The 15,168-nt window shown below is 69.7% G+C and carries 12 protein-coding genes, 1 tRNA gene and 2 pseudogenes; 11 read left to right on the forward strand and 4 right to left on the reverse strand.

What is annotated here, in order from left to right; genetic code table 11:
* Window positions 1-23: 23 nt before the first annotated feature.
* The 6 genes and pseudogenes from ACZ4XJ_RS15820 to ACZ4XJ_RS15845 all read left to right on the forward strand — a co-directional run.
* On the forward strand, window positions 24-650 hold the full coding sequence (locus ACZ4XJ_RS15820; RefSeq protein ID WP_468496494.1) for a hypothetical protein: 627 nt from the start codon (window positions 24-26) through the stop codon (window positions 648-650).
* A gap of 38 nt (window positions 651-688) precedes the next feature.
* A complete protein-coding gene (locus tag ACZ4XJ_RS15825) occupies window positions 689-1,699 on the forward strand; it encodes a hypothetical protein (protein WP_468496495.1) in 1,011 nt (336 codons plus the stop codon).
* Window positions 1,699-2,316 (forward strand): hypothetical protein, encoded by a 618-nt coding sequence (locus tag ACZ4XJ_RS15830; protein WP_468496496.1) that lies wholly within the window; start codon window positions 1,699-1,701, stop codon window positions 2,314-2,316. Before ACZ4XJ_RS15825 ends, ACZ4XJ_RS15830 begins: the two co-directional genes overlap by 1 nt.
* Before the next feature lie 160 nt (window positions 2,317-2,476).
* On the forward strand, window positions 2,477-3,820 hold the full coding sequence (locus ACZ4XJ_RS15835) for a WhiB family transcriptional regulator (protein WP_468496567.1): 1,344 nt from the start codon (window positions 2,477-2,479) through the stop codon (window positions 3,818-3,820).
* 12 nt (window positions 3,821-3,832) lie between these two features.
* A complete protein-coding gene (locus ACZ4XJ_RS15840) occupies window positions 3,833-4,084 on the forward strand; it encodes a hypothetical protein (protein WP_385643546.1) in 252 nt (83 codons plus the stop codon).
* Between the two features lie 124 nt (window positions 4,085-4,208).
* Window positions 4,209-4,549: pseudogene (locus tag ACZ4XJ_RS15845) on the forward strand (tyrosine-type recombinase/integrase); the annotation flags it as partial.
* A gap of 236 nt (window positions 4,550-4,785) precedes the next feature.
* Here ACZ4XJ_RS15845 and ACZ4XJ_RS15850 read toward each other — a convergent pair.
* Window positions 4,786-4,859 (reverse strand) — tRNA-Gly (locus ACZ4XJ_RS15850).
* A 567-nt stretch (window positions 4,860-5,426) separates the two neighbouring features.
* Between ACZ4XJ_RS15850 and dcd the strand changes: the two genes are divergently transcribed.
* The gene (gene dcd / locus ACZ4XJ_RS15855; protein WP_362875311.1) at window positions 5,427-6,014 is read left to right on the forward strand and encodes a dCTP deaminase; all 588 of its coding nucleotides are present in this window, start codon (window positions 5,427-5,429) and stop codon (window positions 6,012-6,014) included.
* The gene (locus ACZ4XJ_RS15860; RefSeq protein WP_266935795.1) at window positions 6,011-6,511 is read left to right on the forward strand and encodes a phosphoribosyltransferase; all 501 of its coding nucleotides are present in this window, start codon (window positions 6,011-6,013) and stop codon (window positions 6,509-6,511) included. The genes dcd and ACZ4XJ_RS15860 overlap by 4 nt, the downstream gene beginning before the upstream one ends.
* Before the next feature lie 73 nt (window positions 6,512-6,584).
* Here the strand turns inward: ACZ4XJ_RS15860 and ACZ4XJ_RS15865 are convergent, their stop codons facing one another.
* Complete coding sequence (locus ACZ4XJ_RS15865) at window positions 6,585-7,499, reverse strand: Yip1 family protein (RefSeq protein ID WP_362875312.1); 915 nt, start codon at window positions 7,497-7,499, stop codon at window positions 6,585-6,587.
* A 233-nt stretch (window positions 7,500-7,732) separates the two neighbouring features.
* Between ACZ4XJ_RS15865 and ACZ4XJ_RS15870 the strand changes: the two genes are divergently transcribed.
* Entirely contained in the window at window positions 7,733-8,800 is a 1,068-nt protein-coding gene (locus ACZ4XJ_RS15870; protein ID WP_468496497.1) for a hypothetical protein, read from the forward strand.
* 723 nt (window positions 8,801-9,523) lie between these two features.
* Here ACZ4XJ_RS15870 and ACZ4XJ_RS15875 read toward each other — a convergent pair.
* Window positions 9,524-11,779 (reverse strand): annotated as a pseudogene (locus tag ACZ4XJ_RS15875) ((Fe-S)-binding protein); the annotation flags it as partial.
* Between the two features lie 110 nt (window positions 11,780-11,889).
* Window positions 11,890-12,435 (reverse strand): sugar transferase, encoded by a 546-nt coding sequence (locus tag ACZ4XJ_RS15880; protein ID WP_468496498.1) that lies wholly within the window; start codon window positions 12,433-12,435, stop codon window positions 11,890-11,892.
* Between the two features lie 195 nt (window positions 12,436-12,630).
* Here ACZ4XJ_RS15880 and dnaK point away from each other — a divergent pair, with 195 nt between their 5' ends.
* Window positions 12,631-14,481 (forward strand): molecular chaperone DnaK, encoded by a 1,851-nt coding sequence (gene dnaK / locus ACZ4XJ_RS15885; protein ID WP_362875315.1) that lies wholly within the window; start codon window positions 12,631-12,633, stop codon window positions 14,479-14,481.
* Window positions 14,481-15,149, forward strand: a complete 669-nt coding sequence (gene grpE, locus ACZ4XJ_RS15890; protein WP_362875316.1) for a nucleotide exchange factor GrpE — start codon at window positions 14,481-14,483, stop codon at window positions 15,147-15,149. Before dnaK ends, grpE begins: the two co-directional genes overlap by 1 nt.
* Window positions 15,150-15,168 lie beyond the last annotated feature (19 nt).

Raw genomic sequence — 15,168 nt, forward strand, 5'->3', positions numbered from 1 at the left:
CGACGTGAGAAAGAGAGCACGACATGGGAACGCCCTTCGAACCGCCGGTGGACCGCACCCCGGAGGAACTCGTCACCGAGCTGAGGGGGCTGACCGACGTCCACTGGGAGACCGTATGGAACGGGCCGCCCCTGCCCAGCCAGGGGTTGGACGAGTGGTGTGCCCAGTTCGGCTGGACGCCGACCCAGTTCGAGTACGTCCTCAACGTGGTCACGCGGACCGGGGGCACGATGACGCTGAACGCGCTGGGAGGCAGCTGGGCACCGGTGCACAGCCTCTCGTACTGGGTGTGGGGCTCGTTGTCAGTCACCCCCGAGGGCAACGCCCAGGTGCTGGCCGAGGCCGACGAGGCATGGCCCCTCTACCGCGACGCCGTGTCCTCGGTGCTCGGCGCACCGGCCTGGGACGGCGCCTGGGACTCGACGGACTTCCCCGACGAGCTCGGAGAGTACGCCGTGCCCAAGCTGGAGAGCCGCCTCAAGTACAAGCGCCCCTACCGCATCGCCTACTGGGAGCTCAACGCTCCGGACGGCGCACTCGCCAGCCTGACCATCACCCCCGCGACGGGTACCGCCGACGGGTCCCGTCCCGGAGCGGTCAACCTGAGCCTCGACGTGTATCCCCGTCCGTTGAAAGCCGGGCGACGGTGAGCTCGGAGCCGGTACCGGAACACATAGCGGAAGGCGCCTTGGCGCGGGCTCACGCCCGTGAGCTGGCAGCCAAGGACGCCCGGCTCGACCCGGACGCCGTGGCGGAGCAGATCTCGGCTTCCGCCGTGGCGGCAGGGCTGAAGGACATCGTGCTGGACGACGGCAAGTCGCTGCTCTCCAAGGAGAGGCAGTACATCGACGCCCTCGCGCGGGACAAGGCGAAGCTCACTCCGCCTGAAGGGGCCAAGCCGATCAGCGCCTTCTGGTCGCACGGCCTCGAGCACCCGGACGCGCCGAAGAACGACAAGGGCGCGCACTTCCTGTCCCAGCGCTTCATCGCGGAGCAGTGGGCCGCCGAGCAGAACGCGATCAGCGCCGGCTCCGCCCAGACCCTGGAGACGACCCAGGGCGGCCGGGAGCTGGATGGCATGTTCCTGTGGGAACCGGCGATCATCCGGGCTCTCGGTGGTGAGAAGGCGGGCTTTTCCGAGGGCTACGCCAAGGCCAAATGGGACGAGATCTCCGCGACGTACGGCGGGCTGGCCGAAGGCCGGGTGGTGGTCTTCGCGGACATCGGCAACACCCGGTCGGTCCTGCACCAGAAGGAGCTCGGCACGCTCTGCGGGAACGAGAACGTCGGCCTGCACAACATCGACTTCGTGTACGAGGCCCCCCAGTCATGGCCCGAGGCGACCCGGACCGAGGCCGGCACGAACGCCGTGCGGGCAGTCGCGCAGTTCGACAACAAGGACCTCCCCCGCTACATCGACCCGCACGCCTTCGCGGCCGAGACCCCCGAGGCCCGCAAGGCGAAGATCGACAATCTGATGGAGGCCGTAGCCCCGGGGCAGGCGCAGGTCCCCGCCGTCGAGGCGCCCGAGCAGCAGGCCACGCCGAAGCGCCTGCCCAGCCCGCTCTGGCAGATGGGCTTCCAGCAGCCGACCACCATCACCCGGCGCGAGACCGCTGGACCGGCCTCCGGAGCTGAAAGCGCGGGCGCTCCGGCCCTCACCCTCCGCACACCCGCAACAGGTATGGACGGTCCGTGATGACCCCTCGCCCCTCCCTCGACCCCCTCCGCCGGCTGCTCCGTCAGGAGCGCGACGACGCCTGGGCCGTGCGGCTGCTCCGCCGGATCGTCTTCGGCATCGCCGGCGCCTACACCCTCTTCGTGCTCGCCTCGACCAGTATGGCCTCGTTCATCACGATGGCCGTGCTGCTCGTCCTCGCCGTGCTGGTGTGGCTGCTGCGCCGTCGCGGCCAGCTGCTGCTCGGTCTCGTCTCGACCGTCGTCACCGCCGCGATGACCGGCTACCTGGCGGCCGCGGGCGACATCGCGCGTGGGTCTTCCGGCGGACTCCTCAGCGGCCAGGCGGTCTTCGGCTACTGGGCGCTCGGCGGTATGGCGCTGCTGGGTGCCTGGATGCTCAAGCGGCCCAGGGGCCGCCGGGGCGTCACCGTCGTACTGGCCGACGTACTCCTCGTCGGCGCGTCGGGGGTGGGAATGGTGGCGCCGCTATACGGCGTCCCCCTTGGTTTTCTTTGCGTCGTCGGCGTTCTGACGGTTCGTAGCAGAACGTTCTCCTCCGTGAACCGGCGTGAACCGAGGCTGGAGCGCCGGGGGCTCCGCCGGATCGCGGCAGCCGCTGACACGGATGCGCGGTGAGGTGGTGGGCCGGCATTCCCGTTGTGTAATAAGTGATCCACAGCAGGTGGTACGGCTTTGCCGCTGCCAATTGCCCTGCTCTAGAGTCCCCGTTGGTCACAAAGAACATCGGGGGACTTCTTTCATGGCGAGGACAGCGATGAGAACCCGGCCGACAGCGATGCTGCCGGCCACCACGACGCTTCTGCCTTGCCAGCGGCGGCCCGACATCTTCGCGGAGCCGCTCCTGGAACGTCCGTCCGCGGGTGCTCCGGAACTTCCCTTCCGCATGCGGCGGAGCCAGGCCCTCAACCATGCGGCCCGGCAGCTGTGCTTCTCCTGCCCCGTGTGGGCCGAATGCCTGCAAGGCTCCGTCGTCCGGTCCGATCCGGGCGGTTACGCCGCCGCCACCACGGAGCAGGACCGGCGCTGGATCCGCAGGTGGCTGCACATCGGCGACAGCCGGGGACGCTTGACCGTCACCGCGTCCGCCACGGGCGGCGGCTGCGGTGAAGCGGTTGAAGTAGCCGCGGTACTGGACGCGTTCAGCGCCCTCCAGGAGCATCGGGCACGCCGGTCATTGGGTTCCGGCCAGGGGCCGGTTCCCGCCCAGCGGCAGGATCCGGCACAGCACTTTCCAGCAGACCGCCGACAGCGCGCCGACACAGACGAGGTATCGAAGACGGGCGCTCCGGCCCTGTCGGGAGCACGGATCACCTACTCGCTCGCCGATCCGGCCCTGGCCATACAGAAGACCGTGCTCGGCCCGCTGGTGTGCGCCACGCTCCCCATACTCAAGGTCACCGAGCAGCTCGCCGGGATGCTCGCGTTCACACCGTCCGCCGCCGTGGCACCCGAGCTCCTCGCCGCGGTCACCCGGACCCGCGTGAGCCTGGAGTCCTGGCGTGCGGCAGCAGGTGACGAGACCGCCTACGAGGTGACGGACAGCGCTCTGACCGGTTCCGTGAGCATCGAGCTCGCGACCAGCGACCCCGTCGCCGCGCTGCGGCAGGACATCTTCGAGCCCCTGCTGCGCCGCCTGGCGGACTCGCTGCACCATGTGGAGGCCATCACGGCGGTGCTCGTCCCCGCAGCCCACACTGCGGACCCGGCCGCCGCCGCGCACGCCCGGAATCTGGCGGCCGTACTGGAAGCGGTGCGCGAGCTCGGCTCCCACCTGGAGCGCTACCAGCCCCTCACCCCGCGCCAGGACCACGGCGAGGGCCACGCGGGCATCCAGTGCGACAATCACCCGCACCGCTCCGCCACGGGCGCGGGCGGGTCCGGTCCTTGGGGCGTCCCCAGCCTGCGGCGCGCTGTGGAGACGGCAGTGTCCTCCTTCCCGGGTCACTTCACCAGCCGCGACGTGGTCGGGGCGCTACCCCCGGGTGCGTACCGGGACGCGGGGAAGTCGGTCAGCAACGCCCTGTCCGCCATGGTCAAGGCGGGCCGACTCCTACGGGTCTCGCGCGGCACCTACACCGCGAACCCGCCGTCCACCGGCGAAGCCGTCCCGAACCCCTGAAAGGCAGTCGCCGTGCAGCCCACCCCTCCGGCCGCGGAAGTCCGCGTCTTCTCCCACCACGCGGGCCTGATCGACGAGGTCCCCGTGACGGCCCCGCCCTTCGGCAACATCCAGGACGTCGTCATCGGCATCCTCCAGCAGCGCGCCCAGCAGCTCGGCTTCCCGACCCCTGCTGTGATAACCGACGACCGCTACGGCGGTGCGGTCCGCCTCCTCATCCACCCCGACGGCAGCACCGAAACCCTGCCCGACGACCACCGCTGACCGCGGTTCCGCAGGATGCGTCCACGCCCGGTCATTTCCCTCACCCTCGAGGGTCTCGGAAACGGCCCTGTCCAGGAGTCGAGGGCGGCACCAAGTCGGCGGCGGGTGTCCACACCATTCACCTGCCACCTTCGGTCGGAAGTGGCGCAAGGCCCGTGACGCGGTCGGCATGTCGAAGGAGTTCCGCTTCTACGACCTACGTCACACGGGGAACACCCTCGCTGCCGACACCGGCGCCAAGCTGATGGACATGATGGTCCGCGCGGGTCAGTCGTCCGAGCGTGCGCAGCCGATCTACCAGCACTCACCAAGGAGCACCCGCGCAAGCTCGCTGGTGACATCGACGCCACCGTCCGCAGTCAGCTCGCGTCGACGGATCGTGGGTCGGGCACCGGCGCGACCGCCACCGTCCACAGGATCGTTCCCCCGCTCGCGGCTCCCGCCGGAGCGGCACGGCGGAGGTGACGCACAGGGGTGCGGTCCCGGCACGCAGCCGGGGCCGTACCCCTGAGTCGCGTGGCGCAGGTCACTCGAAATGCGCCTTGGGATTCGAGGTGCTTCGGCGCGCGGTGGCCGCGAGTGGCGGTTCGAGGCGCAATCCGACGCCCCATTACGGCACTTACGGCACGCGAATGGCACGCGGGCCCGGATGGGTCTGGGAAACAAACAAAGCCCCAGGTCGCGGACCTGGGGCTTTGCGGTGGAGCGGATGACGGGAATCGAACCCGCGCTATAAGCTTGGGAAGCTCATGTTCTACCATTAAACTACATCCGCAATATGGACCAGTTGCCTGGATCCGTACCGTTGCACACTGTACCTCATGATCGACCCGCGGTGAATTCGCCCGCGGGGGCGGTGGTGCGTCGACGGGTGCTGCAGGGCGCGTGGGCGCGGGAGTTGGGGCGTAGCCTAGGGCGCGGTCCGGTGGTTGGAGTGGCGGCTGGAGCGCGTCCCGAACATCCCTTAATGTGGCGATTCATCGCAGTACGGCTCGTTGGGGAAAGGGACTCGATGGAGCACACCGTCGTCCGTTGTGCCGAAGGGCACGTTTTCAGTACCGCCTCGTTTCCGCTCCAGCACCTCGGTGCCGGTCGGATCGGGCCCGGGCGGTTGCTGAGGTGTCCGCGGTGCGCGCGGCTGAGGCACGCGGTGCCCGTGGGCGGCGCCAAGCGCTGACGCGCCGCCCGTGGGCGGCGCCAAGCGCTGACGCGCCGAGCGCCGGGAAGTCCGGGACCGGCCGGGAGTCCGGGCGGGAGTCCGGGGCCGGCCGGGAGTCCGGGCGGGGCGCGCGGGTTCGCTCTCGATTGGGGGTGGCCCGGGCGCTCTGCGTATCCTCGGGACGTGCTTCTCTCCGACAAAGACATCCGGGCCGAGATCGACAGCGGACGGGTTCGCATTGACCCCTTCGACGAGTCGATGGTGCAGCCCTCCAGCATCGATGTGCGTCTCGACCGGTTCTTCCGGGTCTTCGAGAACCACCGTTACGCCCACATCGACCCCGCCGTCGAGCAGCCCGATCTGACCCGCATGGTCGAGCCGGAGGGGGACGAGGCGTTCATCCTCCACCCGGGCGAGTTCGTGCTCGCGTCGACGTACGAGGTCATCTCGCTGCCCGAGGACATCGCCTCCCGGTTGGAGGGGAAGTCGAGCCTCGGCCGGCTGGGTCTGGTGACGCATTCGACCGCCGGGTTCATCGACCCCGGTTTCTCGGGGCACGTCACCCTGGAGCTGTCGAACCTCGCCACCCTGCCGATCAAGCTGTGGCCGGGCATGAAGATCGGGCAGCTCTGCCTGTTCCGGCTCAGCTCGCCGGCGGAGTTCCCGTACGGCAGTGAGCGGTACGGGTCCCGTTACCAGGGGCAGCGCGGGCCGACCGCCTCGCGCTCCTTCCAGAACTTCCACCGCACCCAGGTGAGGCACGACGCATGACTGACGGAGTACGCGAGAACCTCGACTACGAGGGGTTCGGACGCGCCGTGCGCGAGCTCGCGCAGACCATCGCCGACGACGGCTACGAGCCCGACATCATCCTGAGCATCGCCCGCGGCGGGGTCTTCGTCGCGGGTGGTCTGGCGTACGCGCTCGACTGCAAGAACATCCACCTCGTCAACGTGGAGTTCTACACGGGCGTCGGCACGACGCTGGAGATGCCGGTCATGCTGGCGCCGGTGCCCGAGGCGATCGACTTCACGGACAAGAAGGTCCTGATCGCCGACGACGTCGCCGACACCGGCAAGACGCTCAAGCTGGTCCACGACTTCTGCCTCGGCCACGTCGCCGAGGTCCGGTCGGCCGTGATCTACGAGAAGTCCCACTCCCTCGTGAAGTGCGAGTACGTGTGGAAGAAGACCGACGAGTGGATCAACTTCCCCTGGTCGGTCGAGCCGCCCGTGGTCAAGCGCGAGGGCCAGGTCCTCGACGCCTGAGGCGAGACGTACGAAGAGGGGCCCGCCGCGCTGACCGCGCGGCGGGCCCCTCGTCGTACGTGCGGTCAGCGGGTCAGAGCGTGCCCAGCTTGATGATCGACAGCAGGGCGACCAGTTGGATGGCGGAGGCGCCGAGTGCCTTCTGCCAGGGCAGGTCGTGCGACTTGCTGATCAGGGAGGTGAAGAGCGCGCCGGCCGCGAGCCAGGTGACCCACCCCAGCACCTGCACGAACATGTTGTCGCCGCCCAGGAACACCGCGACCAGCAGGCGCGGGGCGTCCGTGATCGTCATGACCAGCATCGACAGTCCGACGGTCGGTTGCCAGGCCCCGTCGCCGCCCAGCTGGCGGGCCAGCGTGTGGGTGACCGCGCCGAGGATGAGGCCGCAGATGACGAAGGCCAGCCCGGTGGTCAGGACGATCGGGATCGCTTGCGTGAGGGTCGCCTTGATGGCGTCCTCGCGGGCCTTGTCGAAGCCGAAGACCGCGAGCATGCCGTAGAGGAAGGTGACGACCAGCGCCGGACCCCAGACGGCGTAGTCCCGCATCTGGAAGAAGGTCGGCCCCGGCCGCATCACGATGCCGCGCAGGAGCTCCTTCCAGTGCAGTCGGGGCCCCGCGGGCGCGGCGGCCGCCGAACCCGCCTGGTAGGTCGGGCCCTGGTTGTACGGGTCCTCGCCGAAGACGAAGGCCTGGGTGTGCCCCGGGTTGTTCGCGTACGAGGGCTCGTGCGGGGCCGCGTACGGGGCCTGCTGCTGCTGGCCGTACGGGTCGAAGTACTCCGGCTCGCCGTGATGACCCCCGGCGGCACCCTGCTGGGGCCACTGCTGCTGCGGGGGTGGACCGGCGGGAGGGTAGGGCTGCTGACCGTACGGTGCCTGCGGCGCTTGGCGCTGCTGCTGACCGTACGGCTGCTGCCGCGGGGGTTGCGGGGGTTGTTGCGGGGTGCGGTTGTTGTCCCGGCCGCGTCCGATCCTGAATCCAGCCACGTGATCGAAAGTACCTGCTCGGCGGACCGTCGGTGGCCGGGCCGCCCGAACACGTGGCCTTTGCGGCTGAGCTGTGACATCCCCTAGGGGACGCCCGGGTGGGTGTTTTACGCGGCTGTGCGGCAGTCTGCGGTGGTTCGTTACCTTCCCGACGGAATGCCTATGTATCAGGCCCGTAGCTTCGTCGGTGTCGTCGCAACGGAGTCACGAACGAGCAGGAAAGAGCCCGCACCATGCGCAGCACCCGCCGCAGCACCCTTCGTACCGCCGCCGTCCTGACGGGAGCCGCCGCCGTGCTGGCGGTGCCCGTCGGATCCGCCTTCGCGGACTCCGCGACGGTTCCGGGGGCCGAGGCGCTGCCCGGGATCGAGCGGCCGGCCGTGGACCCGACGGCGCCGCCGACGACGCCGCCGCCGGTCACCCCGCCGGTCACGCCGCCCGTTGTGCCGCCCGTCACGCAGTCCACGACGCCGCCGGTCGCGGCGCGCGGCTACGTCACCACGGTGAAGCTGGCCGACGGATCCGTCGCGAAGGTCTACCGGGTCGGCGACGACCGCTTCGAGGCCGAAATATTCGCCGGCGGTCGGAAGGTGGGCAGCCTGGCCGCCGAGAACGGCCGGTCGACGAACGCCACCTGCGGCGGTCTCCACATCACCTTGCACGGGAACGGCCGGGTGACCTCGTGGGTCGAGGGCGGCGGCAAGCCGGTCCAGAAGCCGGTCGTGAAGCCGGTCGTGAAGCCGAGGCCGGACGTCAAGAAGGAGACCCGGATCCGCGTCACCCTGCCCGACGGGCGGATCGCGCGACTCGTCGACGGCCACGGCCACGCGTCCGGCCCCCAGGGCAAGCGCGTGGAGCTCTTCACGCCGCACGGGCGCCCGCTGGGCACGATCGACCTGAAGCACCCGAACGCGCTGCACGACGGCTGGACGTACAAGCTGGTCCAGGACGGCAAGCGGCTCAAGTTCGTCGCCATCGACGGCCGGAGCGGCGGCGACAGTTGGGTCTACGACTTCGGCACCGGCAAGCTGATCGAGACGTACACGGTGGAGAAGGCGAAGCCGGGCACTCCCGCCGACGTCGTCACTGCTGCGACCCCGACCACGGCGCCGGTGGTCAAGCCCGCCGGGACGACGTCCTCCGAGCGGACCGCGTCCAAGGACGGCGCGCGGGTCGGCGCGGAGGGAGTCGCCCACAAGGGCGACACCCCGGCGCTGGTGGCGGCCGGGGGCGGCATGGCCGCGATGGGCGCGGCCGGCCTGGGCTTCGCGATGCTGCGGCGCGGCCGCGGCCGCGGCTGACCGCCCCCGTCCCGCCCTGCACGACGACGCACGCGAACGGCCGGTCCCCGAGGGGGGACCGGCCGTTCGCGTGTCGTGCGGCGCTGCACCCGCGCGCCGTGGGGCCGGGGCCTACTTGCCGCCCGTGGCCCCCGCCTCGCCCTTGACCGCGTCGCCCGCGGCCTCGGCTTCCGCCTCGTCGGCGGGCTTGGCGTCACCCTCGGTCGTGGCTGCTGCCGCCTCGTTGGGCTTGGCCTCGTCCTCGGGCTTGACCTTTGCCTCGTCGGCGGGCTTGACCTCGTCCTTGGCCGCCGCCTCGGCGGGCTTGGCCGTGTCCGCGGGCTCGACCGCCGCCGCCTTGCCGGCAGGCTCGGCCTCGGCCGTGGCCTTCGTCTCCGCCTTCGCGACGGGCTCGACTGCGTCCGTGGCGGCCTCGGCCCGGACCACGTCCGTGCCTTCCGGCTCGGCAGCGCGCCCGTCCTCGGCCTGGGCAGCGGGAGTCGGCGCAGCGGGCTCTGCCGCAGCTTCCGCCGCAGGCTCTGCCTCGGCCTTCGCCTCGGCAGCGGGAGCCACCTCAGCGGGCTCCGCCGCAACTTCCGCCTTCGCCGCAGCTTCGGCCTCCGCGTCCGCAGCAGCCTTCGCCTTGGCTTCCGCCTCCGCCTCGGCCTTCGCCTTCGCCTCGGCCTCAGCCTTCTCAGCAGCAGCAGCAGCAGCAGCAGCCGCGGCCTCCGCCGCCTCCGCCTCCCGCGCGGCCAGCGCCTCGGCCTCGGCGAGTTCCTCCGCCGTCGGCTCCGGGGCCTTGACCGACTCCAGCAGCAACTGCGCCACGTCGACGACCTGGACGGATTCCTTGGCCTGGCCGTCGTTCTTCTTGCCGTTGACCGAGTCGGTCAGCATCACCAGGCAGAACGGGCAGGCGGTGGAGACGATGTCCGGGTTCAGGGACAGGGCCTCGTCGACGCGCTCGTTGTTGATGCGCTTGCCGATCCGCTCCTCCATCCACATGCGCGCGCCACCCGCGCCGCAGCAGAAGCCCCGCTCCTTGTGGCGGTGCATCTCCTGCTGCCGCAGGCCCGGCACCGACGACATGATCTCGCGCGGCGGCGTGTAGACCTTGTTGTGGCGGCCCAGGTAGCAGGGGTCGTGGTACGTGACCAAGCCGTCGACCGGGGTCACCGGCGTGAGCCGGCCCTCGTCGATCAGGTGCTGGAGCAACTGCGTGTGGTGGATGACCTCGTACTCGCCGCCGAGCTGGGGGTACTCGTTCGCGATGGTGTTGAAGCAGTGCGGGCAGGTCGAGACGATCCGCTTCGCCGACTTCGGCTTCTTCGTCGACGGGTCGTCGTCGTCCTCGCCGAACGCCATGTTCAGCATCGCGACGTTCTCCTGGCCGAGCTGCTGGAACAGCGGCTCGTTGCCCAGGCGGCGGGGGGAGTCACCGGTGCACTTCTCGTCGCCGCCCATGATCGCGAACTTGACGCCCGCGATGTTCAACAGCTCGGCGAAGGCCTTCGTGGTCTTCTTCGCCCGGTCCTCCAGCGCGCCCGCGCAGCCGACCCAGTACAGGTAGTCGAACTCGGAGAGGTCCTCCGCGTCCTTCCCGATGATCGGGACCTCGAAGTCGACCTCCTTCGTCCACTCGACGCGCTGCTTCTTGGCCAGACCCCAGGGGTTGCCCTTCTTCTCCAGGTTCTTGAGCATCGTTCCCGCCTCGGACGGGAACGCGCTCTCGATCATCACCTGGTAGCGGCGCATGTCGACGATGTGGTCGATGTGCTCGATGTCGACGGGGCACTGCTCGACGCACGCACCGCAGGTCGTGCAGGACCACAGCACGTCCGGGTCGATGACGCCGTTCTCCTCGGCGGTGCCGATCAGCGGACGCTCGGCCTCCGCGAGGGCGGCGGCCGGGACGCCGGCGAGCTGCTCGGCCGTGGCCTTCTCGTTGCCCTCCATGTCCTTGCCGCCGCCCGCGAGCAGGTACGGGGCCTTGGCGTGCGCGTGGTCGCGCAGCGACATGATCAGGAGCTTCGGGGAGAGCGGCTTGCCGGTGTTCCAGGCGGGGCACTGCGACTGGCAGCGGCCGCACTCGGTGCAGGTGGAGAAGTCGAGGATGCCCTTCCAGGAGAACTGCTCGACCTGGGAGACGCCGAAGGAGTCGTCCTCGCCCGGGTCCTCGAAGTCGATCTCCTTGCCACCGCTGGTCATCGGCTGCAGCGCGCCCAGCGCGACGGCGCCGTCGGCGTTCCGCTTGAACCAGATGTTCGGGAAGCCGAGGAAGCGGTGCCAGGCGACACCCATGTTGGTGTTGAGGCTGACGACGATCATCCAGATCAGCGAGGTGCCGATCTTGATCATCGCGGTGAAGTAGATGGCGTTCTGCAGCGCGCCGAGCGAGAGCCCCTTGAAGGCCAGCACCAGCGGGTACGAGACGAAGTACGCCGGGTCGTACGAGTCCACGTGGTGGATCGCGCCCTCAAGGCCGCGCAGCGCGAGGATCGCGAGGCCGATCGTGAGGATGATGTACTCGACGAAGTACGCCTGCCAGGCCTTCGAGCCGGTGAAGCGCGACTTGCGACCGGCCCGCGAGGGCAGGCTGAGCAGTCGGATCGCGATCAGCACGAGGATGCCGACGACGGTCATCAGACCGATGAACTCGATGTACATCTCGAACGGCAGGAAGCCGCCGATGATCGGCAGCGTCCAGTCGGCCTGGAAGAGCTGGCCGTACGCCTGGGCGAGGGTCGGCGGCAGCGTCAGGAAGCCGATCGCGACGAACCAGTGCGCGAAGCCGACGATGCCCCAGCGGTTCATCCGGCTGTGGCCGAGGAACTCCCTGACCAGGGTGAGCGTTCGATCCTTCGGGCGGTCCGTGCGGCTGCCCGCCGGTACCGGCTGGCCGAGCCTCACGAAGCGGTAGATCTGCGCCACGGCTCGGGCGAGCAGCGCGACGCCGACCACGGTCAGAACCAGCGACACGATGATCGCGGCGAGTTGCATGGGAGGGCTCCTCGGGCGGGACTTACTAAGCGGTAACTTATTGAGTCAAGGCTTGAGGTTACCCATTCCCCGCGCCGCAATGTAGACGAGCGTGCGGTGATCTGTGTCGCTCAGGCTTGCCTCTGTCGGTAGGCCGCCCGAGGGGTCTGCGCGAGGATCGCGAGATCCATCCCCAGCCAATGGCTCTCCACATAGTGCCGGTCGAGCAGGGCCATCTCCTCCCAGGGGAGGTCGGAACGCGCGCTGACCTGCCACAATCCGGTCATACCCGGACGTACGAGAAGTCGATCCGGTCGGTCCGTACCGTCTTGTGGACGCGGCCCGACCAGGGACATCTCACCCCGCACCACATTGAGCAGCTGCGGCAGCCCGTCCAGCGCGCACCGTCGGACCGCCGCGCCGATCGGCCCGGCGTTCGCGGTGCGCAGCCGCCAGGTGCGAAAGGATCGGCCGCCGAGTCCGACGGCCGGGGTGCGTACGAGGACGTCCGCGCGGCCGGCCGCGTACAGCAGGGCGGCGGTCAGCAGGAGCGGGACGACGGTCACCGCCAGTAGTGCCGTCGCGCCGGCGAGGTCGAGCACCCGCTTGGCGGGCGGCCCGGCGGGCAGGGTCCACCGTGCCGACCGGCGGGCCGGGAGCGTGAGGAGCAGAGGCATGCCAGCACGGTGCCGGACGGCCCGCGCACGCCCGGCGCGCCGCGCGGCGGCGGTCCCCCGCACGGCCCTGCGGCTGCCGGGTTGCGCGTAAGGAAGGCCTAAAGGTTGAGTCGCCTCGGCTCAGCTCTGTTGACGGACGGGCGAAGGTGGGGCATTCTTGAGCCTGTTCCACTCAAGTCAGCTGGAGGAATCAAAATGGCACGTGCGGTCGGCATCGACCTGGGCACCACCAACTCCGTCGTCAGCGTTCTCGAAGGCGGCGAGCCCACCGTCATCACCAACGCCGAGGGCGCCAGGACCACGCCGTCCGTCGTCGCCTTCGCCAAGAACGGCGAGGTCCTCGTCGGCGAGGTGGCCAAGCGCCAGGCGGTCACGAACGTGGACCGGACCATCCGTTCCGTCAAGCGCCACATGGGCACTGACTGGAAGATCAACCTGGATGGCAAGGACTTCAACCCGCAGCAGATGAGCGCCTTCATCCTGCAGAAGCTGAAGCGCGACGCCGAGGCCTACCTGGGTGAGAAGGTCACGGACGCGGTCATCACCGTCCCGGCCTACTTCAACGACTCCGAGCGTCAGGCGACGAAGGAGGCCGGTGAGATCGCGGGTCTGAACGTCCTGCGCATCGTCAACGAGCCGACCGCCGCCGCCCTGGCCTACGGCCTCGACAAGGACGACCAGACCATTCTCGTCTTCGACCTCGGTGGCGGCACCTTCGACGTGTCGCTCCTGGAGATCGGTGACGGCGTCGTCGAGGTGAAGGCCACCAACGGTGACAACCACCTCGGTGGTGACGACTGGGACCAGCGCGTCGTCGACTACCTGGTGAAGCAGTTCGCCAACGGTCACGGCGTCGACCTGTCCAAGGACAAGATGGCGCTCCAGCGCCTGCGCGAGGCCGCCGAGAAGGCGAAGATCGAGCTGTCCTCCTCCACGGAGACCTCGATCAACCTGCCCTACATCACGGCTTCCGCCGAGGGCCCGCTGCACCTGGACGAGAAGCTCACGCGCGCCCAGTTCCAGCAGCTCACCGCGGACCTCCTGGACCGCTGCAAGAACCCGTTCCACAACGTCATCAAGGACGCCGGCATCCAGCTGTCCGAGATCGACCACGTGGTCCTGGTCGGCGGCTCCACCCGCATGCCGGCCGTCGCCGAGCTGGTCAAGGAGCTCACCGGCGGTCAGGACGCGAACAAGGGCGTCAACCCGGACGAGGTCGTCGCCCTAGGCGCGACCCTCCAGGCCGGTGTCCTCAAGGGTGAGGTCAAGGACGTCCTGCTCCTCGACGTGACCCCGCTGTCCCTCGGTATCGAAACCAAGGGCGGCATCATGACCAAGCTCATCGAGCGCAACACCACGATCCCGACCAAGCGGTCCGAGATCTTCACGACGGCCGAGGACAACCAGCCGTCCGTGCAGATCCAGGTCTACCAGGGCGAGCGCGAGATCGCGGCGTACAACAAGAAGCTCGGCATGTTCGAGCTGACCGGCCTGCCGCCGGCGCCCCGTGGCATCCCGCAGATCGAGGTCTCCTTCGACATCGACGCGAACGGCATCATGCACGTCACGGCCAAGGACCTCGGCACGGGCAAGGAGCAGAAGATGACCGTCACCGGCGGCTCCTCGCTCGCCAAGGACGAGGTCGACCGCATGCGCCAGGAAGCGGAGCAGTACGCGGACGAGGACTCCCGTCGCAAGGAGGCGGCCGAGTCCCGCAACCAGGGCGAGCAGCTCGTCTACCAGACGGAGAAGTTCCTCGCGGACAACGCGGAGAAGGTCCCGGCCGACGTCAAGACCGAGGTCGAGACGGCCGTCACCGAGCTGAAGGACAAGCTCAAGGGCGACGACGCCGCCGAGATCCGCACGGCGACGGAGAAGCTCGCCGCGGTCAGCCAGAAGCTCGGCCAGGCCATCTACGCCGACGCCCAGGCCTCCCAGGCCGCCGGCGGCGCCGCCGCCGGTGACGCCGGTCAGGCCAAGGCCGACGACGACGTCGTCGACGCCGAGATCGTCGACGACGAGAAGCCGAAGGGTGGCGCTGCCTGATGCCGGAGGAGACCCCGGGATTCGACGAGAAGCCCGAAGTCCCCGCCGACGGCACGCCCGACGACGCCGCCGAGTCGAAGGCCGCGGCCTCCTCCGAGGAGGAGGCCGCGGCCCCGGCCGGGGACTCCGCAGCAGCTGACGTGGCCCTGCTGGCGCAGCTGGACCAGGCCCGTACGGCGCTCTCCGAGCGCACCGCGGACCTCCAGCGGCTCCAGGCCGAGTACCAGAACTACCGCCGTCGCGTGGAGCGGGACCGGATCGCCGTCAAGGAGATCGCGGTCGCGTCCCTCCTGACGGAGCTCCTCCCGACCCTGGACGACATCGGTCGGGCGCGGGAGCACGGCGAACTGGTCGGCGGCTTCAAGTCGGTGTCCGAATCGCTGGAGAGCGCCGCCGCCAAGATGGGGTTGCAGCAGTTCGGCAAGGAGGGCGAGCCCTTCGACCCGACGATCCACGAGGCCCTGATGCACTCGTACGCGCCGGACGTCACCGAGGACACCTGCGTGGCGATCCTGCAGCCGGGCTACCGGATCGGCGAGCGGACGATCCGCCCCGCGCGGGTCGCGGTCGCCGAGCCCCAGCCGGGCGCGGCACCCGCGGGCAAGTCCGAGTCCGCCGACGGCGACACGCCGTCCGACAAGGACACGGATGCCCCCGACAAGGGCTGACGTCCACCATGTAGGGAAC

It is taken from the genome of Streptomyces sp. NPDC029836 (genome assembly GCF_055574495.1).

Bases quoted from the DNA above. Each gene is read 5' to 3' on its own strand.
- ACZ4XJ_RS15860 (WP_266935795.1), top strand. From the start codon at position 6,011: ATGACTGACGGAGTACGCGAGAACCTCGACTACGAGGGGTTCGGACGC.
- ACZ4XJ_RS15835 (WP_468496567.1), top strand. From the start codon at position 2,477: ATGCTGCCGGCCACCACGACGCTTCTGCCTTGCCAGCGGCGGCCCGAC.
- ACZ4XJ_RS15830 (WP_468496496.1), top strand. From the start codon at position 1,699: ATGACCCCTCGCCCCTCCCTCGACCCCCTCCGCCGGCTGCTCCGTCAG.
- ACZ4XJ_RS15880 (WP_468496498.1), bottom strand. From the start codon at position 12,435: ATGCCTCTGCTCCTCACGCTCCCGGCCCGCCGGTCGGCACGGTGGACC.
- dnaK (WP_362875315.1), top strand. From the start codon at position 12,631: ATGGCACGTGCGGTCGGCATCGACCTGGGCACCACCAACTCCGTCGTC.
- ACZ4XJ_RS15870 (WP_468496497.1), top strand. From the start codon at position 7,733: ATGCGCAGCACCCGCCGCAGCACCCTTCGTACCGCCGCCGTCCTGACG.
- grpE (WP_362875316.1), top strand. From the start codon at position 14,481: ATGCCGGAGGAGACCCCGGGATTCGACGAGAAGCCCGAAGTCCCCGCC.
- ACZ4XJ_RS15820 (WP_468496494.1), top strand. From the start codon at position 24: ATGGGAACGCCCTTCGAACCGCCGGTGGACCGCACCCCGGAGGAACTC.